Origin of the sequence: Peribacillus phoenicis, from assembly GCF_047238085.1 — a bacterium.
Classification (GTDB): domain Bacteria; phylum Bacillota; class Bacilli; order Bacillales; family DSM-1321; genus Peribacillus.
The window spans coordinates 5,013,234-5,031,394 of sequence record NZ_JBDFMF010000001.1 but is presented as its reverse complement, the minus strand read 5'-3'; the positions used below and the strand labels follow the sequence as shown (position 1 = coordinate 5,031,394).

Annotated in this window: 21 protein-coding genes and 1 pseudogene; 18 read left to right on the top strand and 4 right to left on the bottom strand. The window is 43.7% G+C overall.

Annotated features, from left to right (window positions below):
- The 10 genes from ABC374_RS24955 to ABC374_RS24910 are packed head-to-tail and all read left to right on the top strand — an operon-like array spanning position 1 to position 7,565.
- On the top strand, positions 1-1,473 hold the full coding sequence (locus ABC374_RS24955; protein ID WP_413020051.1) for a heme ABC transporter ATP-binding protein: 1,473 nt from the start codon (positions 1-3) through the stop codon (positions 1,471-1,473).
- Positions 1,470-2,435 carry an adenosylcobinamide-phosphate synthase CbiB gene (gene cbiB / locus ABC374_RS24950; protein WP_350300738.1) on the top strand — a complete coding sequence of 322 codons (966 nt, stop codon included), beginning with the start codon at positions 1,470-1,472 and terminating at the stop codon, positions 2,433-2,435. Before ABC374_RS24955 ends, cbiB begins: the two co-directional genes overlap by 4 nt.
- Entirely contained in the window at positions 2,410-3,483 is a 1,074-nt protein-coding gene (cobD, locus tag ABC374_RS24945) for a threonine-phosphate decarboxylase CobD (RefSeq protein ID WP_413020050.1), read from the top strand. The genes cbiB and cobD overlap by 26 nt, the downstream gene beginning before the upstream one ends.
- The gene (locus tag ABC374_RS24940; protein ID WP_413020049.1) at positions 3,456-4,031 is read left to right on the top strand and encodes a bifunctional adenosylcobinamide kinase/adenosylcobinamide-phosphate guanylyltransferase; all 576 of its coding nucleotides are present in this window, start codon (positions 3,456-3,458) and stop codon (positions 4,029-4,031) included. The genes cobD and ABC374_RS24940 overlap by 28 nt, the downstream gene beginning before the upstream one ends.
- Positions 4,028-4,819 carry an adenosylcobinamide-GDP ribazoletransferase gene (gene cobS, locus ABC374_RS24935; protein ID WP_350300735.1) on the top strand — a complete coding sequence of 264 codons (792 nt, stop codon included), beginning with the start codon at positions 4,028-4,030 and terminating at the stop codon, positions 4,817-4,819. Before ABC374_RS24940 ends, cobS begins: the two co-directional genes overlap by 4 nt.
- Positions 4,777-5,394, top strand: coding sequence for a histidine phosphatase family protein (locus ABC374_RS24930; protein WP_413020048.1), 618 nt, complete (start codon positions 4,777-4,779; stop codon positions 5,392-5,394). The genes cobS and ABC374_RS24930 overlap by 43 nt, the downstream gene beginning before the upstream one ends.
- Positions 5,310-5,774 carry a bifunctional adenosylcobinamide kinase/adenosylcobinamide-phosphate guanylyltransferase gene (locus ABC374_RS24925; RefSeq protein ID WP_413020047.1) on the top strand — a complete coding sequence of 155 codons (465 nt, stop codon included), beginning with the start codon at positions 5,310-5,312 and terminating at the stop codon, positions 5,772-5,774. Before ABC374_RS24930 ends, ABC374_RS24925 begins: the two co-directional genes overlap by 85 nt.
- A gap of 14 nt (positions 5,775-5,788) precedes the next feature.
- Entirely contained in the window at positions 5,789-6,373 is a 585-nt protein-coding gene (locus tag ABC374_RS24920; RefSeq protein ID WP_413020046.1) for a cob(I)yrinic acid a,c-diamide adenosyltransferase, read from the top strand.
- A gap of 2 nt (positions 6,374-6,375) precedes the next feature.
- Positions 6,376-6,870, top strand: coding sequence for an ECF transporter S component (locus tag ABC374_RS24915; protein ID WP_350300732.1), 495 nt, complete (start codon positions 6,376-6,378; stop codon positions 6,868-6,870).
- Entirely contained in the window at positions 6,867-7,565 is a 699-nt protein-coding gene (locus ABC374_RS24910; protein WP_413020045.1) for an ATP-binding protein, read from the top strand. Before ABC374_RS24915 ends, ABC374_RS24910 begins: the two co-directional genes overlap by 4 nt.
- 87 nt (positions 7,566-7,652) lie before the next feature.
- Here the strand turns inward: ABC374_RS24910 and ABC374_RS24905 are convergent, their stop codons facing one another.
- On the bottom strand, positions 7,653-8,114 hold the full coding sequence (locus tag ABC374_RS24905; RefSeq protein ID WP_413020447.1) for a hypothetical protein: 462 nt from the start codon (positions 8,112-8,114) through the stop codon (positions 7,653-7,655).
- Between ABC374_RS24905 and ABC374_RS28770 the strand changes: the two are divergent.
- The 8 genes and pseudogenes from ABC374_RS28770 to ABC374_RS24860 all read left to right on the top strand — a co-directional run.
- A pseudogene (locus tag ABC374_RS28770) lies at positions 8,011-8,326 on the top strand (GntT/GntP/DsdX family permease); the annotation flags it as partial. The gene ABC374_RS24905 and the pseudogene ABC374_RS28770 sit on opposite strands and share 104 nt — an antisense overlap.
- A gap of 22 nt (positions 8,327-8,348) precedes the next feature.
- Positions 8,349-9,893, top strand: a complete 1,545-nt coding sequence (gntK, locus tag ABC374_RS24890) for a gluconokinase (RefSeq protein ID WP_413020044.1) — start codon at positions 8,349-8,351, stop codon at positions 9,891-9,893.
- A gap of 97 nt (positions 9,894-9,990) precedes the next feature.
- Positions 9,991-10,467 carry a Cys-tRNA(Pro) deacylase gene (gene ybaK / locus ABC374_RS24885; protein ID WP_350300729.1) on the top strand — a complete coding sequence of 159 codons (477 nt, stop codon included), beginning with the start codon at positions 9,991-9,993 and terminating at the stop codon, positions 10,465-10,467.
- A gap of 89 nt (positions 10,468-10,556) precedes the next feature.
- On the top strand, positions 10,557-11,675 hold the full coding sequence (locus tag ABC374_RS24880; protein ID WP_214744312.1) for a PRK06851 family protein: 1,119 nt from the start codon (positions 10,557-10,559) through the stop codon (positions 11,673-11,675).
- A 166-nt stretch (positions 11,676-11,841) separates the two neighbouring features.
- Positions 11,842-12,708, top strand: coding sequence for a Cof-type HAD-IIB family hydrolase (locus ABC374_RS24875; protein ID WP_350300727.1), 867 nt, complete (start codon positions 11,842-11,844; stop codon positions 12,706-12,708).
- Positions 12,709-12,735: 27 nt separating this feature from the next.
- A complete protein-coding gene (locus tag ABC374_RS24870; protein ID WP_413020043.1) occupies positions 12,736-13,824 on the top strand; it encodes a PQQ-dependent sugar dehydrogenase in 1,089 nt (362 codons plus the stop codon).
- Positions 13,825-14,178: 354 nt separating this feature from the next.
- On the top strand, positions 14,179-14,598 hold the full coding sequence (locus ABC374_RS24865; protein WP_413020042.1) for a MarR family winged helix-turn-helix transcriptional regulator: 420 nt from the start codon (positions 14,179-14,181) through the stop codon (positions 14,596-14,598).
- A gap of 18 nt (positions 14,599-14,616) precedes the next feature.
- Positions 14,617-15,822 (top strand): MFS transporter, encoded by a 1,206-nt coding sequence (locus tag ABC374_RS24860; RefSeq protein ID WP_350300724.1) that lies wholly within the window; start codon positions 14,617-14,619, stop codon positions 15,820-15,822.
- Between the two features lie 148 nt (positions 15,823-15,970).
- Here the strand turns inward: ABC374_RS24860 and bshB2 are convergent, their stop codons facing one another.
- The 3 genes from bshB2 to pdxK form a co-directional block, all read right to left on the bottom strand.
- A complete protein-coding gene (gene bshB2 / locus ABC374_RS24855; protein WP_350300723.1) occupies positions 15,971-16,636 on the bottom strand; it encodes a bacillithiol biosynthesis deacetylase BshB2 in 666 nt (221 codons plus the stop codon).
- Positions 16,637-16,733: 97 nt separating this feature from the next.
- Entirely contained in the window at positions 16,734-17,081 is a 348-nt protein-coding gene (locus tag ABC374_RS24850; protein ID WP_096339115.1) for a YojF family protein, read from the bottom strand.
- A gap of 124 nt (positions 17,082-17,205) precedes the next feature.
- Positions 17,206-18,033: a pyridoxine/pyridoxal/pyridoxamine kinase gene (gene pdxK / locus ABC374_RS24845; RefSeq protein WP_350300722.1), complete on the bottom strand. Its 828-nt coding sequence runs from the start codon at positions 18,031-18,033 to the stop codon at positions 17,206-17,208.
- Positions 18,034-18,161 lie beyond the last annotated feature (128 nt).

The following is an 18,161-nucleotide window of genomic DNA, read 5'->3' as shown; positions in this document are numbered from 1 at the left end:
ATGCTTGAAGTTAAAGGGTTAACAGGTGGATATGACAACAAAGCTGTTTTGGACTCTGTCTCTTTTGATGTACATAAAGGAGAATTATTCGGGATTCTTGGTCCTAATGGCAGCGGAAAAACGACGCTCTTAGGAATGCTTAGCGGGGTGCTCGATTATAAGGGCGGAAGCGTACGGATAAGAGGTAGGGATTTGAAGGATTATTCGTCAAAACAACTTGCACAGGTCATTGCTGTGCTCCCTCAACATTCCTCATTAGCTTTCTCCTATACAGTAAAAGAGACGGTCTCACTTGGGCGATATGCCCATCAATCAGGTTGGTTCCATAGTTGGTCCGCAGAAGATGAAGCGATTGTCCAACGGGTTATGGAACAAACGGGCGTAGCCGATTTCCAGGATCTGCATTTTGAACGATTATCAGGAGGGGAGAGGCAGCGGGTCCTGCTGGCACAGGCACTTGCCCAAGAGCCTGAAATCCTTTTTTTGGATGAACCTACGAATCACTTGGATCTTTCCTATCAAAAAGACCTTCTTGATTTAATGAGGAAAATGGCAAAAGAGCAGAATTTGACCGTTATTTCAATTTTCCATGACCTGAATTTGGCTGGGTTATATTGTGATCGGCTGATGTTGCTTGAGAAGGGGAAAATTCAGGTTGTTGATGTGCCGAATGAAGTGCTCCAACAGGAACGGATTCAGGGTGTATATCATACGACGATCGAAAAACATCCACATCCCGCCCTTCCGAAACCGCAGATGTTCATCGTTCCGGAAAAGCATGGCCATGATACTATTACATGGGAAATTGATGAATCTTATCTGACAGTCGGACCTGAGATGATTCAATTGGATTCTCCGATCCCGCTTAGAACGATGTCTTCCGGAGTGACTGGTTCGGGGACGGGCTGGCATAAATATTTTGTGAATAGGCACGTACATCATGGCTATGACTGCGAGGATCATCATGTTGAAATGGCCGAGTATTTAAAAACTCATGGTTTTGAACCTCAGGAGACGGTAGGGATGATGACAGCTGTCTTTCTCGATACGGTTGCTTTCAAGCTTTTAAGAGCGGAAGATTTCTCTGTTTTCATTATCGTGACGGCTGGTGTAGGAAATGCCATCGACGCTTCTTTAGCTGACCGGCATTCTTGGAGTTCCGCTCCGGGAACGATAAATACATGGATATTCGTAAATGGACATTTGGCAGAAGAGGCTTTCATCCACAGCATAGTTACTGCGACCGAGGCAAAAGTAAAAGCGCTTCATGATTTGCATGTACTGGATAAGGTGACAAATACATGTGCAACAGGAACATCGACTGACAGCATTTTGATTGCGGCTGCTCAAAGAGGGGCAAAGCTTCAATATGCAGGCACCATCACTCCGTTAGGGAAGCTGATCAGTCGCGGTGTATATGATTGTACAGTGGAAGCATTAAAGAATAATCGGAAACGGATTGAGGATTTATGATCTATCATCATCTTTTTGCGGTTACGCTGGCATTTTTCCTTGATCTATTAATCGGTGATCCGCCAAATTGGCCGCATCCAGTCAAATGGATAGGAACGATGATAAGCAAGCTGGATCTGGCATTCAATAGAGGGGCATATAAGAAACGGAATGGACTCTTCATGTTGATCATCGTCTTATCGGCGGTGTTATTGATTACGGGTCTTACCGTCTATTTGGCTTATCTAATCCATCCGCTTGCAGGTATCCTTTGGGAAGCTGCTGTCATTTCTACTACGATAGCTCAGAAGGGCTTGAAGCAAGCTGGGATGGATGTTTGCCTTCCGCTTAATGAACGCGATTTTCCTGAAGCGAGGCTAAAGCTTTCCTATATCGTGGGCCGTGATACGGAGGATCTTGATGAATCCGAAATTGTCAGGGGCACCGTGGAAACTGTAGCGGAAAATACCAGTGATGGGATTACAGCCCCAATGTTTTGGGCAGCTATTGGCGGTGCGCAGCTCGCTATGGTGTACAGGGCGATTAATACATGCGATTCCATGGTAGGGTACAAAAATGATAAATATGGGCAATTCGGCTGGGCTTCAGCCAAGCTCGATGATATCGTGAACTGGATTCCCAGCCGCCTCACCGGTTACCTGATGTTACTGAGCTCAAAATCTCACTATCATGGATTTGGTGCTAGATGGAGGATATTGTTTAATGACGCAAAAAAACATCCAAGCCCGAATAGCGGGTGGTGTGAAGCAGGCGTTGCTGCGATTTTGGGAATACAGCTTGGAGGCCTTAATATGTACAACGGAATTGTTTCCGACCGTGCGAGGATGGGAGTTCCGCTTGTTCGATTGGAAGCAAAACATATACCAAAAACGATTACCATCATGCATCGGTCATCTTTTCTATTTCTGCTGATGCTATGGCTAGGGGGGCTTATTCTTGACATTACCTTCTCATGGCTCTAATCCTCATTATCTTTATGAAGCGCTGAAAATCGAGATGCCTGAAGGGGTTCTCGACTTCAGTGCTAACATCAACCCATTGGGTCCGCCTTTACGCATAAAGGAACAGTGGGCTGGATTTTTCGAAGGAATCCTTCAATACCCAGATCCGCATGCCATTGAACTGACAAAATCCATTGCAAAAAAAGAAGCTCTTCCTGAGCAATCCGTTTTGGTGGGGAACGGTGGTGCTGAAATAATCATGCTGGTAGCGAACGGATTAGCCAATCAAAGGGTGCTGATCATTCAGCCGGCATTTGCGGAATATGCTGAAGCTTGTTTGGCAGCAGGATGTAAGGTCGATTTTCACCAGCTTGATGCTCCTGAGTGGCAATTGGACTTGGAGCGATTGATTCCCCGATTACCCGAATATGATGCAATTTTCTTATGTACGCCTAATAATCCGACGGGTGTTTCATTTAATCGGGATGCAGTCAGGGAATTGATCATGGAATGCCAAAAAGCGGATTGCCTGGTTGTATTGGATGAGGCTTTTTATGATTTTACGGAAGATGCCTTTAGTTATGCTTCTTTAATCAATGCATTTCCACATTTACTCATTCTAAGATCAATGACTAAAATCTTTGCAATCCCGGGTTTGAGACTAGGCTATTTGCTTGCGGCACCTGACATCATAAAACGGGTAAGAAACTATAAGCCGCATTGGAGCGTCAACCACGTGGCGCTTGAAGTGGGGAAAATCTGTTTTGCGGAAGAAGCCTATATGAGAAAAACAAGAGACTATATTGCATGGCAAAAGCAAAAACTATTCCGGTTTTATGAGGAGCAAGGGTTGAATGTCTCGGCTAGCACAGTTAATTTTTATTTGGTGAAGGATGAATCTCTATCCCTTTTCCCCTTTTTGCTGAAAAAAGGAATCGTACCGCGCCATACCTATAATTTTCCGGGTTTGGACGGAGTGTGGCTTCGGTTTGCAGTGAAGAGTGAACATGATAACGAAGCACTGATGGAGGGGGTAAGACAGTGGAGAAAGCAAGGCTCTGTTTTATAACCGGGGGTGTCCGTTCAGGAAAAAGCAGCTTCGCAGAAAGAAAAGCACTGGAGTTTGCGCTCCAAACGAATGGGAACTTGCATTATCTCGCCTGCGGCCGTGTTAGTGATGCTGAAATGGGTGAACGCATCCTTAGGCATCGGAAAGATAGGGAAAGCAGCCCGATTGCTTGGAAGACCTCTGAATACGCAACGGATATTACAAGAATAGGTGCGGACATTGATCATGATTCCATAATTCTGCTCGATTGTCTGACAACCCTGCTTGATAACGAGCTATTTGGCCCTGGCATTCCGCTTGAAGAAGAATTCTTAAATAGCGTTTTTTCAAAAATAATAACCGGGATCAATGAGATAAGAAAACAATCCAGCTGTTTAATAGTCGTGAGCAATGAATTGGTGCAGGAACCGATTTTTCAGGATGATTTCCTCCATATATACGGAAAAACACTGGGCCTGCTTCATCAAACGATCGTCGGGCAGGCCGATGAAGCCTATCTAGTGGAAGCGGGGATTCCATTGCGGAAGAAAGGGGGGATGCAGGGATGAGCGGAGTGATCGGATTTTTAATTAACCTGCAGTTCTTTACCGTCTTTCCAATAAAGAAGCAGCTTCCGATGGAGAAGAAATATATTCACCGTGCCATTCAAACCTTTCCATTAGTAGGTCTTTTGCTAGGATTGTTATTGGGCGGCGTTTTGTATGCACTAGTGGAATGGACCCCATTGTCATCGCTTGCGATTGCCTTTTTCCTTTGGTTTTTGACCATGGCATTAACGGGAGGTTTGCATCTCGATGGCTGGATCGATGCAAGTGATGCTTTTTTTTCCTATCAGGATAAAGATCGGCGATTGGAAATCATGAAGGATTCCAGGACAGGTGCATTCGGTGTCATCTCCGTCATAGTCCTATTGGCCGCAAGGTTTCTATTTATCTATGAAATTGTCGAAAGGGTAAATGAATGGACATACTTCTTGATCATTGCCCTTCCGCTCTTAAGCAAATGTGTGATGGGTTATTTACTCATCCGGATGCCGCTGGCTAAAAAAGAGGGGCTAGGAGCTTTTTTTCAAAGTGCAGTGACGAAAAGCAGTTTGCCCATTTATTGGCTGTATCTCCTTGTAAGTCTGACGATTGCCTGGATCATCGATTTTAAGCTTGTCACCTTATTTTTCATCATGTTTCTGGCTGCCGTGTTTTTCCTGGTTTATATAAAACGTAAAATCGTCAGTTGGTTCGGTGGGATAACGGGGGATGTACTGGGGGCTTCCGTGGAAGGGGTTGAGCTTTGGTTATGGCTGATATTGTGGCTATTACACTACTTCGCCATGGGCTGACAGCAGCAAATGAACGTAAGGCCTATTTAGGCTGGACGGATTCTCCATTAAGTACCGAAGGAGAAAAGGAAATACTGGACTTAAGGGGCTCATACCCACAGTATGAAAAAATTTTCAGCAGTGATTTGCCCCGCTGTGTGGAAACTGCACGACTTCTGTTTCCGCATGCAGTTCCGGTCAAAAACCCTTCGTTCCGTGAGATGAACTTCGGCAATTGGGAAGGACGGACGTATCATGAGTTGAAGACAGATGGAGATTATCTTAATTGGCTGGAACGTCCCATGGAGGCACTGGTGCCTGGGGGTGAAAGTTATCCGGCATTTTCCGAGCGTGTGAATAATGGCTGGAAGGAATTGATTGCCTGTAAGGAGAACCGATTTGCCCTAATGACGCATGGAGGGGTAATCCGTGATTTATTGGTCCGCTATGCCCCGCAGGAAAAGTCTTTTTTTGATTGGAGGATTTCCCATGGCCGGGGATATGAGCTGATATGGGAAGACCGGAACAGCTTAAGGAGGGGAGAACGCTGCACTTTGTTACAGGAGGCGCCTATAATGGCAAAACTAAATGGGTAAAGCAATTTTATGGTTTGGAAAATGATGTCCTTTGGCTATCCGGTTATCGAAAAGAACAGCCGGAAATGATTGTTTTCCAAGGCAAGACTGTTGTATTGCAAGGGTTGGATGCATGGATTCAACAAGATGCAGAAAAGATGGATTCAGATTCGATTCGAAAAAAATGGAAGGAAATCATGGCTGATTGGCGAATATGGGAGAAAGAAAGAGATGAACGCAACTGCATTGTGATCGGTTCAGATATCACCAAAGGCATAGTGCCGATGGAAGAAAGAGATCGCAGATGGCGCGATGCCTGCGGATGGGTCTTTCAAGATGTAGTATCCATATCAAGGCGCGTTGATATCATCTGGTATGGAATTGACCAGCGAATAAAGTAGAGGAGGTAATTGGGATGAAAATCTATACACGTACAGGGGATAAGGGACAAACAAGCGTAATCGGAGGTCGGCTTGACAAGGATGACATCCGTGTCGAATCTTATGGAACGGTTGATGAAGTGAATAGCTATATCGGTCTTGCGGTGACAGAATTGGATGCAGCGATATTTACGGATATATTGGCCGACCTAGAGAAAATCCAGCATGAGTTGTTTGACTGCGGCGGTGATTTGGCAACGGTTTCCGAGAAGGCCCCACAAAAGCTGACGGATGAGGCCATTACCTATTTGGAAGAACGGATAGATGCTTTCATACTTGAAGCGCCGGAATTGGAAAAGTTTATCCTGCCTGGCGGCTCAAAAGCGGCTGCAACCATTCATATTGCCCGAACCGTTACAAGAAGGGCAGAACGATTGGTAGTTTCATTGATCAAGTCCGGTGCGGCTGTTTCACCATTATCACTTCAATATTTAAATCGTTTGTCGGATTACTTCTTTGCTGTTGCACGTGTGATCAATTTCCGTCTTGGTGTGAAAGATGTGGAGTATATCCGCAGCGCAAATGTGTTCCGTGGAGGGAAAAGAAAGGAAAAAGAGTAAACATGGACGTAAGAAAAATTAGTGCAATCGCTATATTCATTGCCTTATCGGCGGTAGGGGCAATGATTAAAATCCCTTCCCCGATCGGGAGCATCGCTTTGGATAGTTTCCCGGCCCTTTTGGCGGCTGTCATACTTGGCCCGGTATCGGGGGCTATAGTTGCTGGGCTTGGTCATATCATTTCAGCGTTCATCGGCGGCATGCCGCTTGGGCCATTCCACTTTTTGATCATGGTCGAAATGGCAGTCCTGGCATGGATGTTTGGCATTTTATATATAAACGGAAAAAAAGTAGGCGCATTTTTCCTCTTCTTTATCGGTAATGCCTTCGTTTTAGCCCTGCCTTTCGCATTTCTGATCAGCCCTGGTTTTTACACGTTATTGGTTCCGGGATTAACGGCAGCGACGGCGGTAAATGTAGTATTGGCTGCCCTTTTACTGCCACGCTTGGAGCCTGTTTTGAAAAAAATGCTTTTTAAAGATGGACTTGTAGAATGAGTGATTCATTGATTTTGCCATTTTCCGAATCAGATTCATTGATTGTTTCTAGTGATAATAGCGGCGGTATCGGGCTGAAGGAAAAGGACCTTGTCCATGTCCCTTATGAAGTCGTTGGCTATTATTCCTTTCGGGTTGCCGTCATGGAGTGTTTGGGCGTTGGCGGAAGACCCGTATCCGTCGTTCTAAATAATTTCTGCGGTGATGAAGCCTGGGAGGACTTGACCAGGGGTGTCAAAAAGGGGCTGGGTGAATTGGGAATGGAGGATCTTCCCATCACTGGCAGCACAGAAAGTAACATGCCGCTTCTTCAATCAGCACTTGGTCTTATGGTGATTGGGAAACGAGTGAATGAACGTGTTAAAAAGCAACAGCCCTTACGGAAAATCGCTCTGATCGGCAAGCCGCTCGTTGGAGAAGAAGTAATGGAACAGCAAGATTGGGTCGCGCCATTATCTTTATATAAAAGCCTATGTGAAATGGAAGACGTTCTGGCACTTCCAGTCGGCTCAAAAGGGATAGCATATGAATGGAAGCACCTGGATCAAAGTGGTGAAGGTGTTTCTGAGCATATAAGTGATAAAGTCGATATCGAAAAATCATCAGGACCATCCACCTGCTTCCTCATTGCCTATCCTGAACATTTGGAGAAAGAAATCAAGCACATATCCGGTCCTCTTTTCATTGGAGAATGATGTTCTCATGACTGAATCAGGCATCGAGTTTGTTCATAAAGAACTGGTTCGATGCTTTTTTCATTGAAATCTTACTTTTATTGATTGTTAGCCATAATAATGGTTTGCTCTTAATATCATAGCCAAAGCAAGATGGTCCCCATTTATTGCGTTACTTCTTGCTTCCGTCATTTTAGGGTTATCGCAGGTATGGATATTCCGGATGTTGCAGATGCTGTTCAGATAGGGGGAGGTAATACTCTTGGTTTGCCGAGTCGGCGGTGCAGTGATGGAGCTAATCCCTTTTGGCATTTTATATGCTTTGATCATCGGAATTCCCAATGCCATTGTTAATGGATGTACAAGCATCGAGAGGCTAGCGGAACACGATTTTAATGCCGATCTTTTTATTGTTGCTTTCGGTGCTTTGTTTGCTGAAGATTCAATATGAAATGATTGGAATGCCTTCATTGGAAAGCCAATCATCACCCTCATGATTTCTGTGGTCGTTTCATTCTTTACATTAGGATGCGCTAGAGGTTTTAATAAAGAAGAACTAAACCAATTCATGTCCGCCTGCCTCCATCATCTTGATTATCGGGGCGTGCGGTGCATTTAAAATTGTATTGATCACGAGCGGGGTGGATGAAGCCGTTGCAGCTTATGTTCGCTAAAGATTTAATTTAACAGTCTCACAAAGGTTAAAGTCTTGGACGGTTATGGAAACGATTATATCAGTCGTTTCACTTATCCTAATCTTACTATTGAATTCAATTGTTTAAGAGAAAGGAGCATGTTGTAAATATGGGACATTCAGGTTATATGATGGGGATAGATATTGGTACGACGAGTACGAAGGTTGTTCTTTTTTCAAAAGGGGGGGAGGTTGTCCAATCTTGTTCGAGGGGATATCCTCTGCACAGTCCAACTCCTTCCGTGGCGGAACAAGATCCCGAAGAAATTTATAAAGCGGTCATCATTGCAATAGGCGAGGTTATGATTGCAAGCGGGATAGAAAAGCAAGAACTGGGCTTGATATCGTTCAGTTCGGCGATGCATAGCTTGATTGCAATGGGAAAAGACGGCAGACCGCTGACAAATAGCATTACATGGGCTGATAATCGAAGTGTTGCCTATGCGAGGAAATTGAAGGCTTCGGAACAAGGGATGCAATTGTATCACAGGACCGGAACACCCATTCACCCGATGTCCCCAATCACGAAAGTAATGTGGTTAAAAAATGAGCATCCCGCTATTTTTAACGAAACGGACAAATTTATCGGAATTAAAGAATACATCATCTATAAATTTTTCAATGAGTATGTGATGGATTATTCACTCGCTTCTGCAACGGGCATGTTCAACATGAATGACCTGAAGTGGGATGAAGAGGCACTCACCATTGCTGGAATTGGGGCTGATAAGCTGCCGATGCTTGTCCCTACAACGCATATCCTCTCAGGATTAAGTGAGGAATTAGCTGCGAAAATGAACATTCAGGCTGGTACCCCGTTTGTGATTGGCGCGAGTGATGGTGTGCTTGCCAACTTAGGGCAAAACGCAATCAAGCCAGGCGTCCTGGCAGTGACAATCGGAACGAGCGGTGCGGTAAGAACCGTCAGTGACCGGCCGCTTACCGATCCGAAAGGCAGGACATTCTGCTATGCCCTTACTGAGAATCATTGGGTAATCGGCGGACCGGTCAACAATGGGGGAATCACCTTCCGATGGGCACGCGATCAATTAGGCCGTGTGGAAATCGAAAAAGCGAAGGCTTCGGGACAGGACTCCTATGAGATCCTTACGGATATGGCTTCCAATATTGCACCTGGTTCTGATGGTTTGATATTCCACCCGTATATGGCAGGGGAACGGGCACCATTATGGAGTGCCGATGCAAGGGGCTCCTTCTTCGGACTGGCGCTTCATCACACTCGTGACCATATGGTCCGGGCAGTGCTGGAGGGTGTGATGTATAATTTGTACAGTGTCCTTCTTGCTGTTAAGGAATTGACGGGTGCTCCCGAGAAGATCCATGCAAGCGGCGGATTTGTCCGTTCAAAGCTCTGGCGCCAAATCATGGCTGACATATTCAATCAAAACGTGACAATTCCCGAAAGCTTCGAGAGTTCAAGCTTAGGTGCAGCCGTTCTTGGATTATACGCTTTAGGCGAAATCCAAAGCCTTGATGAGGTTGAAGGTATGGTTGGTGAAACGAATGAACTTATCCCGATCGAAGAGAACGTTAAAGTATATGAAGAATTAATGTCGATTTATTTATCCGTGAGCAGGCAATTGGAAGGCGACTACAAGAGAATCGCTGATTTCCAAAGACGTCATTTAGAATGATTCTTAGGGAAAGCACAGATGCAGTAGGCACTGTGCTTTTCTTTTTGCCTGGTATTTAAAATGGTAAGATGGTAGAAAACGATAAGGGGAATTTTCTATGGGAGCCAGTAAAACGAATGCAATGCGAATTCTTGATAACAAACGTATAGAGTATGGCATGATGAGCTATGATGCCCGCGATGGAAAAATCGATGGGATCACTGTTGCGGACAAAATTGGAAAAGCGCCAGAAACCGTTTTTAAAACGCTTGTTACCCATAACGGACCGCAGCAGCTTTACGTATTTGTCATTCCTGTAGCCACCGAACTGGATTTGAAAAAAGCAGCGAAGGCTGCAGGTGCAAAAAAAATTGAAATGCTTGCGGTTAAAGATCTGCAAAAATACACAGGGTACATTCGGGGAGGCTGTTCACCGATCGGAATGAAAAAGCTATACCCGACCTTTATTGACGAAAGTGCAGCAAACCTGCCTGAAATCATCGTAAGCGGGGGAAAGATCGGTACACAGATCGTGTTAAAACCGTCAGAATTCCTAGAGGTCACACAAGCGGAATCTGCAGCCCTAATAAAATAGACTGTTAACCTGTAGGCATTCACCTATTAGTTCTTTTCTGCATACGCTGTCTTGAAGATCACATCTGTATTGTGAGGGAGAGTGTGAAAGTGACAGGAAAAGTGATGCATTATTTCGCAGGAGGCAATACGGCTAAAGGTTTTTATAGTTTATATGATTCCAATTTGGCAGGTCTGGAAAGATTGTTCATTTTAAAAGGAGGACCTGGTTCCGGTAAATCGACCATTATGAAAAAAATCGGCCAAGAATGGCTGGATAAAGACTATGACATCGAGTATTTACATTGTTCGTCCGATAATGATTCCATTGATGGAGTGATCATTCCTGCTTTGAAAATCGGACTCGTGGATGGGACCGCGCCGCATGTGATTGAGCCGAAGGCACCTGGGGCAATTGAGGAATATGTCAATCTGGGGGCTGCCTGGAATTCCCAGCAGCTGGCTTCTGAAAGAGCGGCCATCATAAGATTGACGAATGCGAGAAGCAAGAGTTTCGAGAAGGCATATGCCCTATTCGCTGAAGCATTGAAGATACATGATGAATGGGAAGACATTTATAAAGCAAATATTGATTTCGCTAAATTGAATGGGTTGACCAATAAATTGATAGAAGGCTTTTATAGAGATATAACCCTTAATAAGAAGTCAGATGTTCGTCACCGATTCTTAGGGGCAGCTACACCAAAGGGTGCAGTTGATTTCATCCCGAATATTACTGAGGGAATACAAAAACGGTACTTTTTAAAGGGACGTCCAGGTTCAGGGAAATCAACGATGCTGAAAAAGATTGCAAAGGCTGCGGAGCAAAGGGGCTTTGATGTGGAAGTATATCATTGCGGATTCGATCCGCATAGCTTGGACATGGTAATCGTCCGGGAGGTAGGGATCGCCATTTTTGACAGCACATCACCTCATGAATATTTCCCGAGTTGTGAAGGTGATGAAATCATAGATATATATAAAACGGCTATCCTGCCTGGAACAGATGAAATTTATGCCGATCAGTTAAAGGATGTTTCCACCAGGTATCGGACAAAAATGAATGAAGCGACAGCAAATCTGGCTAAGGCGAAAGAACTGCATGACGAACTTGAAAAGATTTATGTAAAAGCAATGGACTTTACAGCCATCGATGACATTCAAAGAGACATCCAAGAACAGATCATTGAACGGGCACAAGATGTCGATAGCCAAACGATTCTGCATTAAGAAAACAAACTGCGCCTATTTTAATAGGTGCAGTTTATTTATATACATAAGACGATTTTTTAATGACGGAAGTCACACAAGAATAGATACGGGTTTGTTAAACGTGTTTATCCACGTCCTTTCGGTTAAAATAGGGATTATATTGAAAAAAAAGGAGCCGGTTGAATTGATAAAGACGATTGCGATTGATATGGACGGAACATTGTTAAACAAAATGCAAAAGGTCAGTGAGGATAATAAGCAAGCTATCCAGAGGGCGCAAAGTGAGGGAGTGGAAGTGATCATTGCTACTGGAAGATCTTATGTGGAAGCAAGGTTCGCTTTAGATGAAGCAGGCATCGTTTGCCCTGTCATCTGTGTAAATGGTGCCGCCCTCTTCACGGAGGACGGAAATATTGCCGCTTCCAATCCAATGTCAGCTGCCACTGCTAAAATGGTCGCTGGATTCCTCGAAGAACAAGGGATTTATTTCGAAATATATACGAGTCAGGGAATTTATTCTAAAGACTATGAAAACGCAATATCTGTTTTGGTTGATGTATTCGTTACAGCCAATCCGGACATTGACCCTGAGAATATGCGGAAATATGCGGAGGAGCGTTTACAGCTTGGACAGGTAACTTCCATTACCGATTATTCCGAGTTATTTAGCCGTTCGAATGAGGAATATTATAAAATTCTCAGCTTTTCAAAGGATTTAAATTTATTAAATGAAATTGCTTCGAAATTGAAAGGACAGGGAGTTACAGTCACTTCATCGGGACGTGAAAATGTGGAAATCATGAGTGAAACAGCTCAAAAAGGTACGGCACTTGAAACATATGTGAATGGAAAATCCGGCTCGATGCAGGAAACGATGGCTATTGGGGATAATTATAATGATGTATCTATGTTTGAACGGGTAGGCTTGTCTGTCGCAATGGGAAATGCCCCGCTCGAAATAAAAAAACTGTGTGATGAAGTAACAGGCAAGAATGATGAATCCGGTGTAGCGGAGGCCATTTTAAAGGTACTTAAACAGTCAGCCTATTAAACTCATGAATCGAAGGGGGAAAGACTTTTGAAAAAGTTGCTCTTATTTTTCCTTATGGCTGCATTGATTTTAACTGGATGTAACATGAATGATGATGACAGTAAAACCGAGCCGAATCCTGACAAGGAAGTGACGGGCACTTTAGGCGAAGATCCGGATGTGCTGGTAACGAACTTGCATGCCCCATGGTCGATTCAGAAGAATGGGGACACAATGTATGTTTCGGAGCGGACAGGAACCATCGTTGAATGGGACAATGGTAAGATGACACGGCAAAAGGTCAACCTAAAAAAGACATTGTCATCTAAAGCGGAAGCTGGTTTGCTTGGATTTTTATTAGCTCCCGATTTTTCTAACAGTGGGCAAGCTTTCGCTTATTATACGTATGAAGAAGGCGGGAATTCCATCAATCGAATCGTCATTTTAGAAAAAAATGATGATGAGTGGCAGGAGATGGAGACCTTAATCGACGGAATACCAAGCGGGGACTTCCACCATGGCGGCAGGATCAAGATTGGTCAGGATGATAAGCTATATGCAACGACAGGTGATGCAAGAAGGGCTGAGATCGCACAGGACACAGATTCTTTAGGCGGGAAAATTCTGCGCATGAACCTGGATGGCACCATTCCGAACGATAATCCTTTCGCGAATTCATACGTCTATTCATACGGTCACCGCAATCCACAAGGCCTTGCTTGGGATGATGCAGGACAGTTGTATGAAAGTGAGCACGGAGATTCGGCTCACGATGAATTAAATAAAATTGATCCGGGTAAGAACTATGGCTGGCCAGAGAAACAGGGCGATGAGCAAAAAGCTGATATGGTAAAACCATTGATTCATTCCGGTGAAAATACATGGGCTCCTTCTGGCATGGCCTATTTTGACGGAAAGCTCTATTTTGCAGCCTTAAGGGGCGAAGCGCTTAAAAGTTATGATGTAAAAAGCGGAAAACTGACTAATATCATTACGGGCTCAGGAAGGATACGCGATGTATTCGTTGATGAAGAATTTCTTTATTTCATAAGCAACAATACGGACGGCCGAGGAAATCCTGATGAAAAGGATGATAAGCTTTATCGTTTGCCGCTATCTCGGTTAAATATGCCTTGATGTAATGAGAAGAAAAGAAGCTTATAATCGGAAACCTCGCTAATAGCGGGGTTTTCCTTTTGGTTTATGTCCTATAAACTCACGAGTAAAAGCGCGAAACTCACGAGTATTTGCGCGAAATTCACGAGTAAAAGCGTGAAACTCACGAGTAAAAGCACCAAACTCACGGAGTATTTTCTCCATACTCCCAAATAAAAGCCCGAATCTCCTGAAAAGGGGATTTTTTGTGTCGGAAGCGATGGAGAAGCTGAGGAAACAGTGTGTCTACGATTATTTTCGTTCATCCGAAGTCTAGACATTTTTCATGAATAGGTGTATAGTTACCTAGGTAACTAATTTACAGGAGGAATACCTTTGTCCTTTCAAAATGGTTTTTTTCATCATAACTTACAATTTTCAAGGTCATTTACGAAAAAGTTAAATGAACAATTGGCCAAGGTTGATCTTTTTCATTCACAATGGTCGATTGTATATTATCTGAGTCAGTTTGGCTGTTCTACGCTTGTTGAAATAAGCACTTATTTAGATGTGGAGAAACCGACGGTAACGAGGACGGTAAATCGGTTGGAAGAACTTGATTTGATTGAACAAGTCCCAGGAAAAGATAAGCGGGAACGGAGAATACAGTTAACGGAGTCAGGTGTAAGGACCTATCAAGAGGCCAAAAAGGTAGTTGAGGAATTTGAACTTCAATTAATGAGCGGTTTGGCTGAAGAAGACCGGGAGACAACGTTACGAACGTTGATTTTCCTGAAGGAAAAATTAAAACAATAGTAAGGAAGAAGGATTGAAATGAATCACAAACCAAAATTGTGGACGAAAGACTTTCTGATTGTTTCGTCTGCGAACTTTTTTCTATTCTTAACTTTTTATGTCTTGATGGTGACATTGACCATTTATACGATGGATAATTTTCATGCATCGCAAGCACAAGCTGGGCTTGCTTCAAGTATTTTTGTTCTTGGGGCTGTGCTTGTCAGACCGATTGCAGGGAAAAAAATTGACAAGATCGGCCGCAGAAAGATGTTGCTTGGCTCGTTGGTTCTATTCCTGATCGCATCCATCGGCTATTTCCTGGTGAATGGTTTATCCCTCTTATTGATCGATCGGCTTATTCACGGTTTTGCTTTTGGCCTTGCCACTACGGCAACTGGAACGATTGCTGCAGATATCATTCCGAATGAAAGACGCGGGGAAGGCACAGGTTACTTTGCCATGAGTACAAACTTGGCAATGGCTTTCGGCCCGTTTATTGGATTGCTGATAACACAGCATTTCAGTTATTCCATCATTTTCTATGCAGCCTCTTTATTTGCCGCGTTTTCTTTAGTTGCATCGTTATTCATGAATGTGCCTGAAGGGGAAAAGGTCGGAGCTTCGGCACAAAAAGGATTTAAAATCAGTGATTACTTTGAAAAAAGGGCACTGCCCATTTCCATTTTTATCGGGTTTGCCGGATTTACCTATTCGAGCATCTTGTCCTATTTAACATCTTTTGCAAAAGAAATGGATTTAATGGATGCGGCAAGCTTTTTCTTTGTCGTATTTGCTGTATTCCTTTTGGCTTCCCGTCCGTTTACAGGCCGGATGTTTGATGTGAAGGGGGAAAATGCAGTTATTTACCCATCGCTCTTGCTATTTGCCGTCGGTATGGTCATCCTCAGCCAATCGCATCATGGTATCACGCTTTTGATTGCCGGTGCCTTTATTGGAGTGGGGTATGGTACGTTCCAATCAAGCAGTCAAGCGATTTCCATCAAGGAAGCCCCATCGAATCGGATGGGGTTAGCCACATCCACGTTTTTTACAATGTATGACTTCGGTATTGGTGTGGGCCCATTCCTATTGGGATTCCTTATTCCATATACAGGGTTCAAAGGGTTATTCATGGGAATGTCGATCTTTGCGTTCATACTTATTGGCATTTATTACTTGGCGCATGGAAAAAAAGCCTCGGCAAGAGTGAGAATGCAGCATGAGGAACGCTTGTCTGCCTAATTTTTTGAATATGATTGTATAAAATGAAGAATTTTGGGGATGCTTATATTATGATTGATTTTCCAAAGTATCCCCCTTTTCTCCGCCTGTATCCCACAGGCGTTTTTTTATGCCATAAACAAAGAAAACCGCCATATTGGCGGTTTCTTTAAAACTTATAGGTCCATAATCGTTCTTTACGGATCCAGTCTAGAAAATCGGCATCCTGATTTTCGAATTTCTCTTTCCAATCGATCACCATTGCCTGAGTTTGCGAACGGTGGGCAGTGAATGTGGCTACCTTTTTTTCTTCGACGGCAGAGATATCATGGATAATGTCAGGTTGCCCTAATTCGTCAATGCAGTTATTCGAGAAGGCGACACAATGAAGTTTAGGCCTCTCTTTCGCATCCATTCTTTCAACGGCCCGCACCACAGCCCGTGCTGTCGCTTCATGGTCAGGATGGACACTGTATCCTGGGTAAAACGTAATGATCAATGAAGGATTCAATTCATTGATGGCATCGGTAAATAATGAAGTAAGCTTTTCATCATCTTCGAATTCAATTGTCTTATCACGCAATCCAAGCATGCGTAAATCTTGGATGCCAATCGCATTTGCTGCATCGATTAATTCCTTTTTGCGAATTTTAGGGAGCGATTCCCTTGTTGCAAATGGAGGGTTTCCTAAATTACGTCCCATTTCTCCTAAAGTTAAGCATAAATAGGTGACAGGAGTGCCCGCTTCTCTATGAAGGGCAAGCGTTCCGGAGACCGAGAAGGCTTCATCATCGGGATGTGGGAATATAACTAATACATGGCGTTCTTTTTCCAAGGTATATTTCTCCTTCCGTTCTACTTACAGTGAGTATGGTTATCGGTAAATGGGAGTTTTCATCGGAATTATATGATATATATCATGCAAGTTGTCATCATTCAAAAGGAGTGGGACTGAGCTGCATGGAGACAGCAAGCTTTCCGGAAAAATCAAGGCCTGCCAATAGCAATCTCCCTTGTTCATCCATTTCGAAGTGGTTAACGCCTTCTGCATATACCCAGCCAATATTGAGCTTCAAGCCGATGCGGTAGGGCCCATCCCCAACTATCTTCCCATGTTCATACTGTATAAGAGCATTACGAATATAAGCACCTGCCGAAAAGAAAGCTTCATCTACATGAGTGGCATAGGCACCATTTGTCGTTTCAAGGTGAAGATATACATCTTGTCCTGCGAAAGAATCAATGGCATTTTGCACCTCTGTACGGTCTATAGGTTTCATTCTATAATTTCCTCCTTAACTGGGCGGCTAGATAAGCTTTTCCTTCTTTCTATTTTACTAAATAAAAACAAAAAAAGCGAAAAAGGCCGCTCGATGAATTTGAGCGGCCATTAAACTTGATGTTTTATTTTTGTGTTTTTTCAGCGATTCCATATTTATGGTATGCACCATGATTGACAGGTCCAACATAATCATTCATCTTCCAAGAATGGCGAACGGCCTCGGTGATGAAGTCTTTAGCAATGAGGACAGCCTCACGCGGGCTTTTCCCTTCAGCCAATTGAGCTGCGATGGCTGCTGAAGATGAACAGCCGGCACCATGTGTATTGGTCGTTTCGATTTTTTCTGATTCAAGGATTTCAAATTCAGTTCCATCATATAAAAGGTCAATGGCTTTATCATGATCCAGCTTATTACCGCCTTTGATCAAGACATATTTTGCACCAAGTGCATGAATCTTTTCGGCTGCAGCCCTCATATCGTCAATCGTCTTGATAGGCGCAGTTCCCGCTAACTGAGCGGCCTCGAACAGGTTTGGCGTGACTACAGTTGCACGTGGAACAAGCAGTTCGCGCAGAGCTACAGCAGTTTCAGGGTGCAATACTTCATCTTCACCTTTACATACCATAACTGGATCGATTACGACCTTGTCCAGCTTCAACTCGTCTATTTTACGGGCAACAAGTTCAATGATTTCCACTGATCCAAGCATTCCCGTTTTCATGGCATCAATGCCGATTGATAGAATCGTTTCGATTTGGGCTTCTAAAACCTCGACCGGTGTAGGGAATACATTATGGGACCAGCCATTCTTTGGATCCATCGTCACGATTGTCGTTAATGCGGACATACCGTAAACGCCGAATTCTTGGAATGTCTTTAAATCCGCTTGAAGACCGGCACCGCCGCTCGAATCCGATCCGGCAACTGTCATAGCTCTTTTCATAGTCATTATGTGACCTCCTCAGGAGAATTAGATATCGATATTATCAGCATACCAGTTAATATCCTATTTTTAGAATATACCAAAATTTCTTTTATGTAAAACTTAGTTTTCACCTTAATATGAGTACCTTAAGA